Raw genomic sequence first — 15,369 nt, 5'->3', positions numbered from 1 at the left:
ATCGCCCGTGACCTGCCTCTCGCCGGACTCCCGCACGGCTGGTGCAAACCTACGCCATCCGCCACACGGAATGACCGCTCCCCCACTGTCCGCGCTGGGGCCCGGAGTTGCTATGACGCAGGCGACACGACCGCCGGTGGTCCTCGTCACGGACCGGTCACCGCAGCCGCGGCGCGACCGTCACCCGCGCAGGATCCCGGTGGCCGCCGCGCTACACCAACCTGCGATCCGATGCCCAGCGGGACAGCTCGTAGCGATTCGACAGCTGCGTCTTGCGCAACACGCTCGACACGTGCGTCTCCACCGTCTTCACCGAGATGAACAGCTCCGAGGCGATCTCCTTGTAGGCGTATCCCCGCGCGAGCAGCCGCAGCACCTCGCGCTCCCGCACCGTGAGCACGTCCAGCTCCGGATCGGAGACCGGTGCCGCGCCCGGCCGGTCCGCGAACGCGTCGAGTACGAACCCCGCCAACCGGGGAGAGAACACGGCGTCCCCCTCGGCCACGCGTAGCACGGCGTCGACCAGCTCGTCGGACGAGATCGTCTTGGTGACGTAGCCGCGTGCACCTCCCCGTATCACCGCGATCACGTCCTCGGCCGCGTCCGAGACCGAAAGGGCGAGGAAGACCACCTCCGGTAGCTCCGGGCGCAGCTGCCGGAGGACCTCGGCTCCACCGCCGTCAGGCATGTGCACGTCGAGCAGCACGACCTGGGGCCGGGTTCGCGCGATACCGGTGATCGCCTCCCGTACCGAACCGGCCTCACCTGCCACCGCAACCCGGTCGCTGATCTGCTCCAGCTCGGTACGCACGCCCGCGCGGAACAGCGCGTGATCGTCCACGAGAAAGACCGTCACCGGCCCGGCATCGCCACCGCCCTCGGTGGCGGTTGCGTCACCATCCGCAGTACCGTTCCCTGTCACGATGCCCCTTCCCTGGTCACCACCCGTGGCATGGTGAGCACGACCTCGGTTCCCGCGCCCGGCGCGGCGCGCACCGTGCTGTCGCCACCATGGCGCTCCATCCTGCCGTGGATGGACTCGATCAAACCCCGCCGATCCTCCGGAACCCGCTCCGGGTCGAAGCCGCTCCCCCGGTCGCGCACGAACACCGCAACCTGTTCCGGCTCCACCTCGGCATAGACGCTGATCTCGGCGACGCCGGCGTGCTTGGCCGCGTTCATCATCGCCTCCCGCGCCGCCATCACCAGCGCGCCCAACTGCCCGTCCTGCTCGGTGTCGCCGACGACGACCTGGTCGACGGCGATACCGAAACTGTCCTCCACCTCGGCGCTCGCCGCCTGCAACGCCGCGGCGAAGTGCTGCTCCGCACGCGCTGCCTGGTCGGAGTCCTGTCCACCGCTGCCGTACCCCGACGGTCCGTACAACCACCTGCGCAGTTGCCGCTCCTGCCCGCGCGCGAGCTTGGCCACCTCGCGGGGCGCCTCGGCCTGTTTCTGGATCAACGCGAGCGTCTGCAGCACCGAGTCGTGCAGGTGCGCTGCGATCTCGGCGCGCTCCTGGGTACGGATCCGTGCGCGCCGCTCCTCGCCGAGGTCACGCACCAACCGCAGCCAGAACGGCACCGTGAGCACGGCCACCCCGACCAACGTGGCGAGCACCGCGAGCAACGCGAACTGCATCTGATCGAAGCTCCCGCCGCGCAGCAGTACCAGGCCGAGCCCCGATGCCACCAGGAGCGCGCCCGCGACGATCCGTACCGTCGCCGTCCAGCCACCGCGGCCACGCACCATGCCCGCCACGCCTGCCCTGGCGCCGGTGCGCCAGCGGTCCCGCTGCGACTCGTCGGCTTCCCGCCACACCACGACGGCACCGAGCACGGCAAGCGCGAGCGGCCCGGCCATCCACCCGCTGAACACGCCGGAGAGCATGCCGCCCGCGACCGTGAGCCCCACAGCGAGAGCGAGCACCCCGAACGCCTGCTGGCGCTCGGCCGCCGACACGTCGCGCGCGGTGTCACTCCGCGCGCCCTGCGGAACGAACATCCACAGCAGGCCGTACGCGAACAGGCCGGCGCCACTGAGCACGCACAACAGGGCGAACGCGATCCGCACCCACAGCACCCGCACGCCGAGATGCTCCGCGAGGCCCGCCGATACGCCCGCGATCACGCGGCCGCTGCGGCGGCGGTACAGCTTCGGAGCACGCCCACCGTCGGTCAGCTCGGGGCTGCGGGTGTCCGGGATCGAGCGCGGCTCGGTGCCCGCGCGCTCCGCCACCTCGACAGGCGCAGCCGAGCGCTCGCGCTCAGCATCCTGCGCCGGGGCCCGTTCCTGCACAGCGTCCATGTTCACACGGTTCACCCGGCCCGCGCATCAGGGAAGGCCCCCAGGAGCAATCTCAGGGACGGCCCCTGATGCCGGAAGGCACCGGAGCGCGGATGATCGAGGCATGAACGCTGGAGGAGGCACGACGTCATCGGCGGCTGATGGCATCGAGGCCACGCTGCGGGACTTGTGGACGAGCAGGCCACGCCGGCCACGCCGCGGACGCAAGTGCGCCGGAGTGGCCGCTGCGATCGGCAACCGCTACGCGATCGATCCCGTCGTCGTGCGAGTCGCGCTCGTGGTGGCCGCGTTCGTCGGGGGTGCGGGCATCCTGGCATACCTGCTGGGATGGCTGCTCTTCCCCGAGGAGGGCGATGAGGTCTCCCCCGTCGAGTCGCTTCTCGGACGAGGTCGCAGCTCGACGTCCCACACGCTGACCATCGTGCTGTGCATCGCCCTCATCCCGGTGGCGAGCGGCACCCTCGGCATGGGCATGCACGGCGGCGGGTTCGTCGGGTTCGTGCTCCTTGCCGTGGGGTTGTACCTGCTGCACCGCAGCAGGGGGCACGAGAACCGGCCGGTCACGCCCGCCTCAGGGTCCGGGACGAGCGCGCACGCGGGTCAGGCGAGAGCGAACGGCGATGCCCTGTACGACCCGTACGCGGCGGGCACGGAATCGCACAGCTCGGAAAGCGCGGCTACCGGCGTAGCCCGGTCGCCGGAGTCGTGGGACCCGCTGGGGGGGTCACCGTTCGGGTGGGAGTTCGCTGAGCAGGACGCGGCCGAGCCCGAGCCCGCCACCGGTGCTCCCCGCGGCCGCACGCGGGTGGGGCTGGTCACCACGGGAGCCATGCTGCTCATCGCGGGTGCGGGTACCGCACTCGGGCTGGCGGGCTACCCGTGGTTCTCCGCGCAGCACATCGTAGGGCTAGCACTCGCCGTGGTCGGGCTCGGACTGCTGGCCGGGGCACTGTTCGGCGGGGGCCGGGGCCTGATCGCACTGGCTGTGCCCCTGTCGGTCGCCGGGCTGGCGCTGACCGCGATACCGGGGCACGACCTGTACTGGGGCAGCTGGGGCAACATCGACGCGACGCCGGCCACGGCCGCTCAGGTGCAGCAGCGCTACGAGAGCACGGCCGGTAACGTCACGCTCGACCTGACGCGCCTGTCCGGCACGGATCCGGTCCGGACCGAGGTACGCAACGTCATGGGCAACACGACGGTGACCGTGCCGGAGAACGCCGATGTGCGGTTCAGCTGCTCCAGCGCCGTGGGCACCGTGGACTGCCTCGGGTATCACCGGGACGGCTTCGGTAGCGAGACCTCCGGCACGATCGAGAGCGAGGATCCGGATTCCGACCGGCTGATCACCCTCGACCTGCACAGCACGCTGGGCACGGTGGAGGTCCGGCGTGGCTGAGGGCGACGAGCACTCCCGGCACACCGGCCGCCGTCTCGACGCGGTCACCCTGCTCGCCGGCCTGGCGACACTGGCGATCGCCGGGTACGTGCTCAGTGACGGCGCCATGGTGCCGGCCGGCCTGGACCCGCACTGGCTACTGTCTGGCGGGGCGATCACCATCGGCGTCGTGTTGCTGATCAGCTCCCTGCGCCGCGGCTCCTGACGGCCGTGCTGGGCGAGCCGAAGGACTCCTTCAGTACATATTTCGTACCCGAGGAGTCCTTCGGCTCGCCCGCTACTCGAGGGGCAGCGGTCACTCCCACTCGATGGTGCCCGGCGGTTTCGACGTCACGTCGAGCGCCACCCTGGTCACCCCCGTCACCTCGTTGGTGACCCTCGTCGAGATCCGCTCCAGCACCTCGTAGGGCAGCCTGGTCCAGTCAGCGGTCATCGCGTCCTCGCTGGAGACGGGGCGCAGCACGATCGGATGACCGTAGGTGCGGCCGTCCCCCTGCACACCGACGCTGCGCACATCGGCGAGCAGCACCACAGGGCACTGCCAGATGTCCCGGTCCAGCCCGGCGAGGGACAGCTCCTCGCGCGCGATCGCGTCGGCGGCGCGGAGCGTGTCGAGCCGATCACCGGTGACCTCACCGACCACCCTGATGGCAAGGCCCGGCCCCGGGAACGGCTGCCGGTAGACGATCGTCTCCGGCAGCCCCAGCTCGAGGCCGACCCGGCGAACCTCGTCCTTGAACAGCAGGCGCAACGGCTCGACCAGCTCGAAGTCGAGATCCTCCGGCAGGCCGCCGACGTTGTGGTGACTCTTGATATTGGCCGTTCCGGTACCGCCGCCGGACTCGACGACGTCCGGATACAGCGTCCCCTGTACGAGATACCGGTAGTCACCCTGCGCGGCGAGGTCACGCTCGGCCTTCTCGAACACCCGGATGAACTCGCCGCCAATGATCTTGCGTTTGGCTTCCGGGTCGGTCACCCCGGCCAGCGCGCCGAGGAAATCCTCCCGCGCATCGATCGTCACGAGCCGTACCCCGGTCGCGGCGACGAAGTCGTGTTCGACCTGGGCTCGCTCCCCCGCTCTCAGTAGCCCGTGGTCGACGAACACGCAGGTGAGCCGGTCACCGATAGCGCGGTGGACCAGGGCGGCCGCGACCGCGGAGTCGACCCCGCCGGACAGCCCGCAGATCGCGCGGCCCTCGCCGACCCGCTCCGCGATCGCGGCGACCTGTTCCTCCACGATCGAGGCGGTGGTCCACGACGGGCGCAGTCCGGCGATCTCGTGCAGGAACCGCCGCAGCACCTCCTGTCCGTGCGGCGAGTGCGCGACCTCGGGGTGATACTGCACGCCCGCGATGCGGCGCTCGACGTCCTCGAACGCCGCCACCGGGGATCCATCCGTTCGCGCGGTCACGGTCGCACCCTCTGGTGCGGCTGTCACGCTGTCCCCGTGACTCATCCACACCGGATGCCTGCCGGGCATGTCCTCGTGCAGCTTGCCGCCGGTACCCGTCACATCGAGGTCGGTTCTGCCGTACTCCCGCGTTCCGGTGCGTTCCACCGTGCCGCCGAACGCCCGGGCGAGCAGCTGGAAGCCGTAGCAGATCCCGAAGACCGGCACGCCCGCATCGAGCAGCTCCGGGGCCACGTCCGGGGCCTGTTCGGCATACACGCTGGCCGGGCCGCCGGAGAGTACGACCGCGGCAGGGCGCTTGCTCAGGATCTCGGCAGCGGACAGGGTGTGCGGCACCACTTCGGAGTACACCTGTGCCTCACGCACGCGGCGCGCGATCAGCTGAGCGTACTGCGCACCGAAATCGATAACCAGAACGGGGCCGGTCGAATCCGGCCCGATAGGGCTAGGCACGGCGTTCCTCCCGGTGGCTGGTAGACCGTGCCCTCATCTTCCCAGGTGGGCTCGTGCGCGTGCGCGGGGAGGTCAGGGATGTACCCGTCCACCGTCGGTCCGGTGAAGGCGACCACATACGGTGAGCGTATGGACACGATCATGCCCGAGCCCCGTGCCTGCTGGATCGCGGGCACGCCCGAGCAGGGCGAGACGACGGCGACGGTAACCCACCCGTACGACGGCAGCCCGGTCGCCGACGCCGCCGTACCCGGCGATCAGCAGGTGGAGCGTGCCGTGCAGGCCGCGTCCGCCGCCGTGGCCGCGATGCGCAGCACACCGGCCCGTACCCGCTCTGCCGTCCTGGTCACGCTGGCGGCACGGCTGCGTGACCGGGAGGAGGAGATCACCGAACTGCTCACCGCGGAGTGCGGCACACCGATCACCCGCACGCCTGCCGAGGTCGCGCAGGCCGCGGCGTTCTGCGAGGCGGCTGCCGAGACGGCTCCGTGCGGCACCGGCCGTGCCCACCACCACGCCGCGGTACAGGACCACCCGGCAGCATGGGTGACCATCCGCCCGGCGCCGCGCGGCCCCGTGCTGGGGATCGGTTCGAGCGGTGCACCACTGTGGGTGGCGGTACGGCAGGCCGCCTCGGCCCTCGCCGCAGGCGCACCGATCGTGCTCAAGCCCGCTCAGCGGGCCCCGCTGTCCGCCCTGCTGCTCGGCGAGCTGCTCGCCGACGCGGAACTGCCCACCGGCTGGTTCTCCGTGCTCCCGGCCGGGCACGAGACCACCCGGGCGCTGGCCGCGGATCCCCGGCTGCCCGTCGTGCTGTCCAGTGGAGCGGGATCCACCGGTGACCGGATCGCCTCGGCGGCGGGCCGCAAGCGGGTCGCTCACGAGAGCGGTGGCCTGGGCACGGCGATCGTGCTGTCCGACTGGCCGGACCTGCACCGCGCCGCGGAACGCGTCGCGGCAGCGGGAACGGCGCCGGGCGGTGTCTCGTCACGCACGACCCAGCGGGTCATCGTCGAGGAGCCGGTCGCCGACGAGTTCGTCGGGCTACTGAGCGAGGCGGTGCGGCAGCGACGGACCGGCAGCCCCTACGACGACGCGGTAGACGTCGGCCCGCTGCCGGACGAGGAATCCGCGGCCGGTGTCACCGATGCCATCGCCGAAGCCACCTCGGCAGGCGCGCGGGTCCGGGCGGGCGGTACGCGCGACGGAGCTGTCGTGGAACCCACCGTGCTCACCGACGTCGGTGCAGGGGTCGCGCTGTGGGACCGGCCGGTGACCGGGCCCGTGCTGGCGGTACGGGTGGCAGGCACCGCAGACGAGGCGTACGCGCTGGCCTGCCACACGCCTGACGGCTCGGCGGCCGGCGTGTTCACCCGCGACACCCGGCGCGCGCTGCACGCGTGCGAGCGGATCGACGCCGGCAGCGTGATCATCGGTGACGTGTCCCCCTTCTCCGGCGAGCGATGTGCCGACGGCACAGCTGGAGAGGCCGGTGTGGAGGGAGTACGCGCCATGGTGGACACGCTGCTCGCCGAGCGCCGCACGGTGTTCCTCGCCGAGGCGGGCACGGGAGTCGGGTAGGGCGCGCCGCCCGCTCAGCGCGCCTCGGTGATCGGCAGGCGCAGCGCGCCGGGCGCCCCGTCCGGAACGGCGGGATGCCGCGGCGCCACGGCCTCGATCCGCCGGTAACCCTCGTGCTGCGCCGGCCTCGGGTCCTGCTCGCCCCGGTTGGGCCAGAACGAGCACGCGCGTTCGGCTTGCGCGGTGATCGTCAGCGACGGGTTGACACCGAGGTTCGCCGTGATCGCCGAACCGTCCATGACCGAGACGCCCGGATAACCGTACAGCCGGTGGTACGGGTCGATGACGCCTTCGTCAGCGGTGGAACCGATGGCGCAGCCACCGATGAAGTGCGCGGTGAGCGGGATGTTGAACAGCTCGCCCCACGTGCCACCTGCCACCCCACCGATGTGCTCAGCCACCAGGTTCGTCGCCTCGTAGCCCTCCTTGATGAAGGTGGGGTTGGGCACGCCGTGGCCCTGCCTGGAGGTGTAGCGCCTGCGACCGAACCAGCCCTTCTTGGTGAACGTCGTGATCGAGTTGTCCAGGCACTGCATGACCAGCAGGATCATCGTGCGCTCGCTCCACCGGTAGGTACGCAGCAACCTGGCTGTCTCGATGGGGTGGCGCGCCATGTACCGCAGCGCTTGCTTCCAGCGTGGCACCGGCGAGTCCCCGTCGGTGGCGATGGTCTGCAGCAGCCCCATGGCGTTGCTGCCCTTGCCGTAGCGGACGGGTTCGATATGGGTGGTCTCGTTGGGATGGATGGAGGAGGTGATCGCGACTCCCTGGCTGAAGTCGACGTCGGGATCCACCGACAGCCTCCCCGCGCCCAGGATGGCCTCGGAGTTGGTGCGGGTCAGCTCACCGAGCCTGGCGGAGATCCGCGGCATCGCGCCGGTGTCGCGCATCGAATGCAGCAGCCGCTGCGTTCCCCAGGTCCCCGCGGCGAGAACGACCTGCCCGGCTGTCAGCGTGTGCCGGAACCTACGGGTATGCCGTCCCGTCTTGCGTACGTCCACCTCGTAGGACCCGTCCCCCCGGGGGCGCAGCGCGGTAACCGTGGTCATCGGGATGACCTGTGCCCCGGCCTGCTCCGCGAGGTAGAGGTAGTTCTTTACCAGCGAGTTCTTCGCCCCGACCCGGCAACCGGTCATGCACTGCCCGCACTCGGTGCAGCCGGTCCGGTCCGGCCCGGCACCACCGAAGTACGGGTCGGACACCCGTTCGCCCGGCTCGCCGAAGTACACCGCGACCGGTGTCGGGTGATAGCTGTCCGCGACCCCCATGTCCGTTGCGACCTTGCGCATCACGTCGTCGTGCGGGGTGCTGCCCGGGTAGTCGACGACACCGAGCATCCGGCTCGCCTGGTCGTAGTGCGCGGCGAGCTCGGTCTCCCAGTCCGTGATGTGGGCCCACTGGCTGTCGGTGTAGAAACCACGCAGGGGCCGGTACAGGGTGTTGGCGTAGACCAGCGAACCTCCGCCGACGCCGGAACCGGCGAGGATCATCACGTCCTTGAGCATGTGGACGCGCTGGATCCCGTAGCAGCCGAGATCAGGTGCCCACAGGTACTTGGGTAGGTCCCAGGACGTCTTGGCGAGCTCGTCGTCGCTGAACCGCCTGCCCGCCTCGACGACGGCGACCCGATAGCCCTTCTCGGTCAGCCGTAGCGCGGCAACGCTCCCGCCGAATCCGGACCCGACCACGATGACGTCGTAGTCGGCCTCACGTGTCGTAGTGTTACGCGCAGTCACAGCAAATAGCATAACCCCGCGTACCGCGGCGAGCCATAGCCAGGTTACCCATCAGTCACCTTGACCGGCGAGCGTGATCTCGACACAACAACGCGGGTTCGGCTGCCCGCGGGCGACTGCCGTCACCCCGGTTCGCGCCCGGACGGTCACACCCGCGCGGTCACTTCGACCTTCTGGAACTCCTTCAGGTCGGAGTAGCCCGTCTTGGCCAGCGCCCGTCGCAGCGCGCCGAACAGGTTGATCGTCCCGTCCGCGTCCGAGGCCGGGCCGAGCAACAGCGTCTTGAGGTCGACTTCCTGGTCGGTGGCCGACGCGACCCGCGACCGTGGCAGCGAGGGATGCGCCGCTGCCGAGGTCCAGTACAGCCCCCGCCCCGGCGCCTCGGCTGCCGCTGCCAGCGGGGACCCCAGCATGACCGCGTCCGCGCCGCAGGCGATCGCCTTGGCGATGTCGCCACTGCAGGTGATACCGCCATCGGCGAGGACGTGCACGTAACGCCCGCCGGTCTCGTCGAGGTAGTCCCGCCGAGCCGCGGCCGCGTCCACCAGCGCGGTCGCCATCGGCACCCCGATGCCGAGCACACGATCGGTGCTGGTCACTCCAGGGGTGTAGCCCTGACCGACGATGACGCCCGCCGCGCCGGTGCGCATCAGGTGCATCGCGGTCCGGTAGTCGCTGACCCCGCCCGCGATGACCGGGACGTCGAGATCGGCGATGAACTCCTTGAGGTTCAGCGGCTCCTCGCCCTCCTGGGAGACGTGCTCGGCCGAGACGATCGTGCCCTGCACGACCAGCAGCTCCACACCGGCCGCAAGCAGGTCGGGAGCGAGCTCCGCCGCGTGCTGCGGACTGACCCGTGCCGCTACCGTGACCCCGGACTCGCGTACCGACTTGATCGCTTCGGCGATCAGCTCCCCGCGTACCGGCGCGGCATGCAGGTCCTGCAGCTCACGGATCAGCATCGTGGGGTCGTCTGCCTTCTCCGCGGTACGCAGGAGGCCGGCCAGCGCTCCCTCCGCGTCGGCGTGCCTCGCCCACAGCCCCTCGGCGTTGAGCACGCCGAGACCACCCAGCTCACCGATCGCTACCGCGCTCGACGGGGATACGATCGCATCGGAGGGGTGGGTGACCAGTGGCAGCTCGAAGCGGTACGCGTCGATCTGCCACGCCGTGGAGACAACCTTCGACGAGCGTGTCCGCCTGGACGGCACGATCTCGACGTCATTGAGGTCATAGGCCTTGCGGGCGGTGCGCCCCATGCCGATCTCGACAAGATCCCGCACGTGAATTCCCTTCGCCTGAACGCGAACATGCGTCGCGAGCATTCTCCCCGCACCGCCCGGCTGCAGCGGACGGGGTGGGGGCTTCCGACTCGGTGGGCGTCCGCGTTACCGGGTCGTGTAGTTCGGCGCTTCCACCGTCATCGTCACGTCGTGCGGGTGGCTTTCCTTGAGCCCGGCCGCGGTGACCCGCACCAGCTGCGCCTCCTGCAACTCCCCGATCGTGCGGGCGCCGGTGTATCCCATCCCCGAGCGCACGCCCCCGACCAGCTGCTGTACGACGCTGCCGAGCGGGCCGCGATAGGGGGTACGACCCTCGACGCCTTCGGGGATCAGCTTGTCCTCGGAGAGCACGTCGTCCTGGGCGTAGCGGTCCCGGGAGTAGGACTCGCCGCTACCGCCGTCCTGGCTGCGCGAACGCATCGCGCCGAGCGAGCCCATGCCACGGTAGCTCTTGAACTGCTTGCCGCCGACAAGGACGACCTCACCGGGAGACTCGGCCGTGCCTGCGAGCAGGCTGCCCAGCATCACCGTCGACGCCCCGGCCGCGATGGCCTTGACGATGTCACCGGACTGCTGGATGCCGCCGTCACCGATCACCGGCACCCCGGCCGGGCGGCACGCGAGGTCCGCCTCGTAGATCGCGCTGATCTGTGGGACACCGACGCCCGAGACGACCCTGGTCGTGCAGATCGACCCGGGCCCGACACCCACCTTCACCGCATCGGCACCGGCATCGACCATCGCCTGCGCGCCCGCCCGCGTCGCCACGTTGCCGCCGACCACGTCGACGGTGTCGCCGAGCTCCTTCTTCACCGCTGCGACCGTGTCCAGCACGTCCCGTGAATGGCCGTGCGCCGTGTCGACCATCAGCACGTCGACCCCGGCGTCGGCCAGGGCGAGCGCCCGTTGCTGCCCGTGCGCGCCCACTCCGACAGCCGCCGCGCACAGCAGCCGGCCGTCGGTGTCCTTGGTCGCGTCGGGGTACTTCTCCGTCTTGACGAAATCCTTGACCGTGATCAGCCCGCGCAGCTTGCCTGCCCCGTCGACGATCGGCAGCTTCTCCACCTTGTGCCTGCGCAGCAGCCCGAGCGCGACGTCTGCCGAAACGCCGACCTGCGCCGTGATCAACGGGGTCTTGGTCATCACCTCGCTGACCGGCTGCGAGTGGTCGGCCTCGAACCGCATGTCCCGGTTGGTGATGATGCCCACCAGCGTTCCCGACGCGTCGGTCACCGGAACACCGGATATCCGGAACCGGGCACACAGCGCGTCGACCTCCGCGAGGGTGTCCTCGGGGGAGCAGGTCACCGGGTCGGTCACCATCCCGGCCTCGGATCGCTTCACCATCTCGACCTGCATCGCCTGGTCGTCGATGGACAGGTTGCGCTGCAGCACGCCGAGCCCACCCTCGCGCGCCATCGCGATCGCCATGCGAGCCTCGGTGACGGTGTCCATGGCCGCCGACACCAGTGGGATCCGCAATGTGACGTTGCGTGCCAGCTGCGCGCTGGTGTCCACGCTACTCGGCAGGACATCGGTCTCGGCCGGCAGCAGCAGTACGTCATCGAAGGTCAGGCCGAGCTGGGCGAACTTGCTGGGAAGAACACTTGCGGTCTCAGTGGTCATCGTGGATGGCTGACCTTCCTCACCCTCGTCGGTAGGCCGCTGGTGCTGGTCGAACACGCGAGTGCGGCCGGAAAAGCTCGTACGGCCATGGTATCTGCATGTCACCTCAGGCACCGTCCCGGAGGGTTGCACACAAGCCGCCCAGCCAGGCTCGGCCACGGCCGGCTCGCGACCGGCGACCACCGGCGAGACACACCCCACCGAACCACCCCACAGCCACGAACAACCCGACCCACCACCACAGCGGGTTGTTCACAGGTCGCCGGGCGGGGGCCGGCTACGGCCGGCTCGCGACCGGCGACCACCGGCGAGACACACCCCACCGAACCACCCCACAGCCACGAACAACCCGACCCACCACCACAGCGGGTTGCACACAAGCCGCCCAGCCAGGCTCGGCCACGGCAGGCGGACGTTTCGGCCCCCCTGTTCGAGCTACCGTCCTTCCCCTTTTAGTACCGTGCTAGCGTGCCGCACAACTTGTTGCCCCCAGATCCCTTCGCCAACGATCCGAACGATCCTGCCAAGAGCTTGGACGCCATGGACGACGACCGAGGCGAACCGATCAGTGAGGCTGAGCGGGCGGAGCTTCTTGCCGACCTCGCGGATCTCTCCATCTACCAGGCGCTGCTCGAGCCACGCGGCGTCCAGGGAATCGTGGTCGACTGCGTCGATTGTGAGCAAGCGCACTTCCACGAGTGGCATCTACTCCGGGCCAGCTTGGAGCAGTTGCTGACCGACGAGCGCATGCGACCTCACGAGCCGGCTTTCGACCCGGACCCGCACGACTACGTGAGCTGGGAGTACTGCCGGGGATTCGCCGACGGCGTCACGACGGCCAACTGAACCGAGCTCACCGCCGGCCGGCACCGGCCCGCGCCGTGCACATCGGCCGTGACGGACGGTGACGGAAGGGAGCCGTACCCGCACGGCTCCCTTCCGTCACTCCTGGCTGTCCTCGCTCTGCTGCCCTTCACCCTCGTCCTCGCCGGGCTCGGACGTCCCGATCCGCGGCGACTGCTCGCTCGTCGACGGCGTCGAGCTCGAGGTCGGGCTGGACGAGGTCGTGGTCGGCTCGCTGCTCTCGGTCGGTTCGGACGAGGTCGTCGGAGCCGAGGTCGACGAGCGCGGTTCCGACGACGATGTCGGGCTCGAGCTGGTTGCCGAGGTCTCGTCCGCGGCGGGTGCCGCGTCACCGTCATCCTGATCCGTCGACCCGCTGTCACCGCCGGAGTCCTCGTCGAGCTGCGTCATCAGCTCCTCGTGCTGCTCGCTCAGCTCCGCGCGCTCCTCCTCGAGCACGATCGAGTCCAGTGCGACCTTCGCCTCGTCGAGCGCCGAACGAGCCTGGTTGAGCTGCCCCTTCGAGATCGCGGACCTGGCGAGTTCGAAGTCGTGACGAACCTCCGAGGCGACCTCGATGGAACGCGCCTTGTCCGCGTAGAGCACCTTGGTAACACCCCACAGCGCGTCACCCGGCTGCGCGTCCCGTGCGGCGATGCCGGTGCCCGCGAACGCGATGCCGAGCACGGTCGCCGCGGCCGCCACCGGAACCAGGTACTTCCATCTCCGCGCGCTCGAGCTGTGCTTCCTGGCCATCTCGGCCGTCCGAACGGTCGTCACCGCGGTGCCGGTGTCCACCAGCTCGGGCATCGACTCGCCGTCCACGTCACGCCGCCAGGACAGCAGGAGGGCGTTGAGCTCCGCCTCGCCGAGCTCATCCGCCTTGTTCGGGTCGGCACCCCCCAGGGCATCCAGCAACGCGTCGTCGGCCTGGATCTGAGCAAGATCATCGGGCTCAGGGTTCTGACCGTCAGGACCGTACTGCCATTCTCGATCGGTCACTCAGACCACCTCCTCCGCGGCCAGGGCCTTCCTCAGCCGCGCGAGCGCGCGATGCTGAGCGACCCGAACCGCCCCAGGAGTCGACCCCACAGCTTCGGCGGCCTCCTCCGCGGACATCCCGACCACGACCCGCAACAACACGATCTCGCGCTGCTTGTCGGGCAACACGTCAAGCAGCTGCGACATCCGCGCGTTCAGCTCGCCCTGCATAGCACGTTGCTCGGGCCCGCCACCGGTCTCGACGTCATCCGGGACCTCCGAAACCGGGTCGATCCGGTTTCGCTTGGCCGCCCGATGCGCATCCGCGACCTTGTGCTGCGCGATGCCGTATACGAAGGCCAGGAACGGCCTCCCCTGATCCTGGTAGCTAGGCAACGCGGTCAGCACTGCCAGACACACCTCCTGAGCGACGTCATCCGCAGAGGCGAACGAACGTTCCTGCATCCCGACCCGGGCGCGGCAGTACCGCACCACGAGGGGACGGATAGCGGACAGTAGCCGCTCGATCGCTTGAGGATCGCCCTCGACCGCAGCCGTTACCGACTCGTCGAGTCCATCCCCCACATTCGACATCGCAGACAAGGGTCCTGGCGTTACGTGTAGGCGAGCAGGGGTTACGGCGCGGACTCGGTCGGCCAGCGCCGCCGGTGACCACTCTACGGTACCCTGCGAGGTCCACTGACCTCGAAGGTGTCGACGGTGAGCGTGTGGAATCGGGAAGTCGTGGCCGCGACAGCCGCATAGCGGCGGCCACGGCCACGCGCCCGCGAGTGTGACCTAGGCTACGAGGCCGCGACGGAAGCCGTAGGCAACGGCCTGCGCCCGGTCGCGCACGCCGAGCTTGCGGAACAGGCGTCGCGCGTGCGTCTTCACGGTGTCTTCCGACAGGTAGAGCTCGCGGCCGATCTGGCCGTTGCTCTTCCCTTGACTCATGCCGCGTAGCACCTGAAGCTCCCGGTCGGTCAGTTGTACGGCCGGGTCGGAGGGTTGCCGCTGGGTCGGCACCGAGGTACTGGCGAGCGTGTGCGCGAGGGCCGCGACCAGTTCGGGGCGCGAGGCGTCCCAGCGAAGGTAACCGCGTGCCCCGCCGGCGATCGCCGCGGCGATGCTGCTCGCGTCGTCGGGAGCCCCGAACACGATCACGTTCGCCTGCGGGCTGGCCGAGACCAACCGCCTGGTCGCCTCGACGCCGGTCGGTACGGCACGCTGGGTGCCGACGAGCACCACATCGACCGGCTGCCGCGAGTATCTCGTCAGCAACTCCTCTCCGTGCGCAACACAGTCGATTCGGCTGACTCCGGGCACAGCCGACATCACGCGAGTCAGTCCTTCGCGAACACTGCGTCGGTCATCGCAGATCAAGACCGTCGTCACGGGGATTCCTTCCTGCAGCCGGGTGACGTTCCACTTCCCCTATCGGACACTTTTGGCCCAACCTTGACACGATCCGGTGGCTTTTTTTCGGCGACTTTCGCCCAGATGTCTGCACGCGTGCTCACATCGGTAGATGTTCCGGGGACCCCGGTACCCACGTCCGGTATAACCGCCCCGCCTGTCATCACCCTGCGAGCAGGGCACGGCAGGAGCCGGTGCCCTCGTCCGCACACCCGGCACGCGCGGGCCACGTACCCCCATGGCGACCAACCGAGCACCGACCCGGAACGCCGCGCCAAGGACCGCCCCGACGCCCGTCACCACGCGAGCGGCCCAGCCAACCGGCAGCCG

General features: G+C 69.9%; 13 protein-coding genes. 4 read left to right on the top strand and 9 right to left on the bottom strand.

Annotated elements, in window-relative coordinates:
* Positions 1–211 precede the first annotated feature (211 nt).
* Both H0B56_RS04540 and H0B56_RS04535 read right to left on the bottom strand, forming a co-directional pair.
* Positions 212–856, bottom strand: coding sequence for a response regulator (locus tag H0B56_RS04540; protein ID WP_343063755.1), 645 nt, complete (start codon positions 854–856; stop codon positions 212–214).
* A gap of 62 nt (positions 857–918) precedes the next feature.
* On the bottom strand, positions 919–2,307 hold the full coding sequence (locus H0B56_RS04535) for an ATP-binding protein (protein ID WP_180891600.1): 1,389 nt from the start codon (positions 2,305–2,307) through the stop codon (positions 919–921).
* A gap of 103 nt (positions 2,308–2,410) precedes the next feature.
* On the opposite strand from H0B56_RS04535, the gene H0B56_RS04530 reads away from it, so the two are divergent.
* Positions 2,411–3,706, top strand: a complete 1,296-nt coding sequence (locus H0B56_RS04530) for a PspC domain-containing protein (protein ID WP_180891599.1) — start codon at positions 2,411–2,413, stop codon at positions 3,704–3,706.
* Positions 3,699–3,911 carry a hypothetical protein gene (locus tag H0B56_RS04525; protein ID WP_180891598.1) on the top strand — a complete coding sequence of 71 codons (213 nt, stop codon included), beginning with the start codon at positions 3,699–3,701 and terminating at the stop codon, positions 3,909–3,911. Before H0B56_RS04530 ends, H0B56_RS04525 begins: the two co-directional genes overlap by 8 nt.
* A gap of 90 nt (positions 3,912–4,001) precedes the next feature.
* Here H0B56_RS04525 and guaA read toward each other — a convergent pair whose 3' ends face one another.
* On the bottom strand, positions 4,002–5,573 hold the full coding sequence (gene guaA, locus H0B56_RS04520) for a glutamine-hydrolyzing GMP synthase (protein WP_343063745.1): 1,572 nt from the start codon (positions 5,571–5,573) through the stop codon (positions 4,002–4,004).
* 129 nt (positions 5,574–5,702) lie between these two features.
* Here guaA and H0B56_RS04515 point away from each other — a divergent pair, with 129 nt between their 5' ends.
* Positions 5,703–7,154, top strand: a complete 1,452-nt coding sequence (locus H0B56_RS04515) for an aldehyde dehydrogenase family protein (protein ID WP_180891597.1) — start codon at positions 5,703–5,705, stop codon at positions 7,152–7,154.
* Between the two features lie 14 nt (positions 7,155–7,168).
* Here the strand turns inward: H0B56_RS04515 and H0B56_RS04510 are convergent, their stop codons facing one another.
* The 3 genes from H0B56_RS04510 to guaB all read right to left on the bottom strand — a co-directional run bounded on the left by H0B56_RS04510 (position 7,169) and on the right by guaB (position 11,799).
* The gene (locus tag H0B56_RS04510) at positions 7,169–8,890 is read right to left on the bottom strand and encodes an FAD-dependent oxidoreductase (RefSeq protein ID WP_343063744.1); all 1,722 of its coding nucleotides are present in this window, start codon (positions 8,888–8,890) and stop codon (positions 7,169–7,171) included.
* A gap of 146 nt (positions 8,891–9,036) precedes the next feature.
* On the bottom strand, positions 9,037–10,173 hold the full coding sequence (locus H0B56_RS04505; protein WP_180891595.1) for a GuaB3 family IMP dehydrogenase-related protein: 1,137 nt from the start codon (positions 10,171–10,173) through the stop codon (positions 9,037–9,039).
* A gap of 105 nt (positions 10,174–10,278) precedes the next feature.
* Positions 10,279–11,799 (bottom strand): IMP dehydrogenase, encoded by a 1,521-nt coding sequence (guaB, locus tag H0B56_RS04500; protein WP_180891594.1) that lies wholly within the window; start codon positions 11,797–11,799, stop codon positions 10,279–10,281.
* A 468-nt stretch (positions 11,800–12,267) separates the two neighbouring features.
* Here guaB and H0B56_RS04495 point away from each other — a divergent pair, with 468 nt between their 5' ends.
* The gene (locus tag H0B56_RS04495) at positions 12,268–12,645 is read left to right on the top strand and encodes a DUF5319 domain-containing protein (RefSeq protein ID WP_245818545.1); all 378 of its coding nucleotides are present in this window, start codon (positions 12,268–12,270) and stop codon (positions 12,643–12,645) included.
* Between the two features lie 96 nt (positions 12,646–12,741).
* Here H0B56_RS04495 and H0B56_RS04490 read toward each other — a convergent pair whose 3' ends face one another.
* The 3 genes from H0B56_RS04490 to H0B56_RS04480 all read right to left on the bottom strand — a co-directional run bounded on the left by H0B56_RS04490 (position 12,742) and on the right by H0B56_RS04480 (position 15,018).
* Entirely contained in the window at positions 12,742–13,644 is a 903-nt protein-coding gene (locus tag H0B56_RS04490; RefSeq protein WP_180891593.1) for an anti-sigma-D factor RsdA, read from the bottom strand.
* A complete protein-coding gene (locus H0B56_RS04485; RefSeq protein ID WP_089300147.1) occupies positions 13,645–14,217 on the bottom strand; it encodes a sigma-70 family RNA polymerase sigma factor in 573 nt (190 codons plus the stop codon). It lies immediately after the preceding gene.
* 204 nt (positions 14,218–14,421) lie between these two features.
* Positions 14,422–15,018: a response regulator transcription factor gene (locus H0B56_RS04480; protein WP_089300146.1), complete on the bottom strand. Its 597-nt coding sequence runs from the start codon at positions 15,016–15,018 to the stop codon at positions 14,422–14,424.
* Positions 15,019–15,369: the final 351 nt, after the last annotated feature.

This window comes from Haloechinothrix aidingensis (assembly GCF_013450155.1).
In the GTDB taxonomy this organism is placed as follows: Bacteria; Actinomycetota; Actinomycetes; order Mycobacteriales; family Pseudonocardiaceae; genus Haloechinothrix; species Haloechinothrix aidingensis.
Note: the sequence above shows the minus strand (reverse complement) of the source record. Positions and strands in the feature narration are given on the sequence as shown.

Bases quoted from the DNA above. Each gene is read 5' to 3' on its own strand.
- H0B56_RS04535 (WP_180891600.1), bottom strand. From the start codon at position 2,307: ATGGACGCTGTGCAGGAACGGGCCCCGGCGCAGGATGCTGAGCGCGAG.
- H0B56_RS04530 (WP_180891599.1), top strand. From the start codon at position 2,411: ATGAACGCTGGAGGAGGCACGACGTCATCGGCGGCTGATGGCATCGAG.
- H0B56_RS04515 (WP_180891597.1), top strand. From the start codon at position 5,703: ATGGACACGATCATGCCCGAGCCCCGTGCCTGCTGGATCGCGGGCACG.
- guaB (WP_180891594.1), bottom strand. From the start codon at position 11,799: ATGACCACTGAGACCGCAAGTGTTCTTCCCAGCAAGTTCGCCCAGCTC.
- H0B56_RS04485 (WP_089300147.1), bottom strand. From the start codon at position 14,217: ATGTCGAATGTGGGGGATGGACTCGACGAGTCGGTAACGGCTGCGGTC.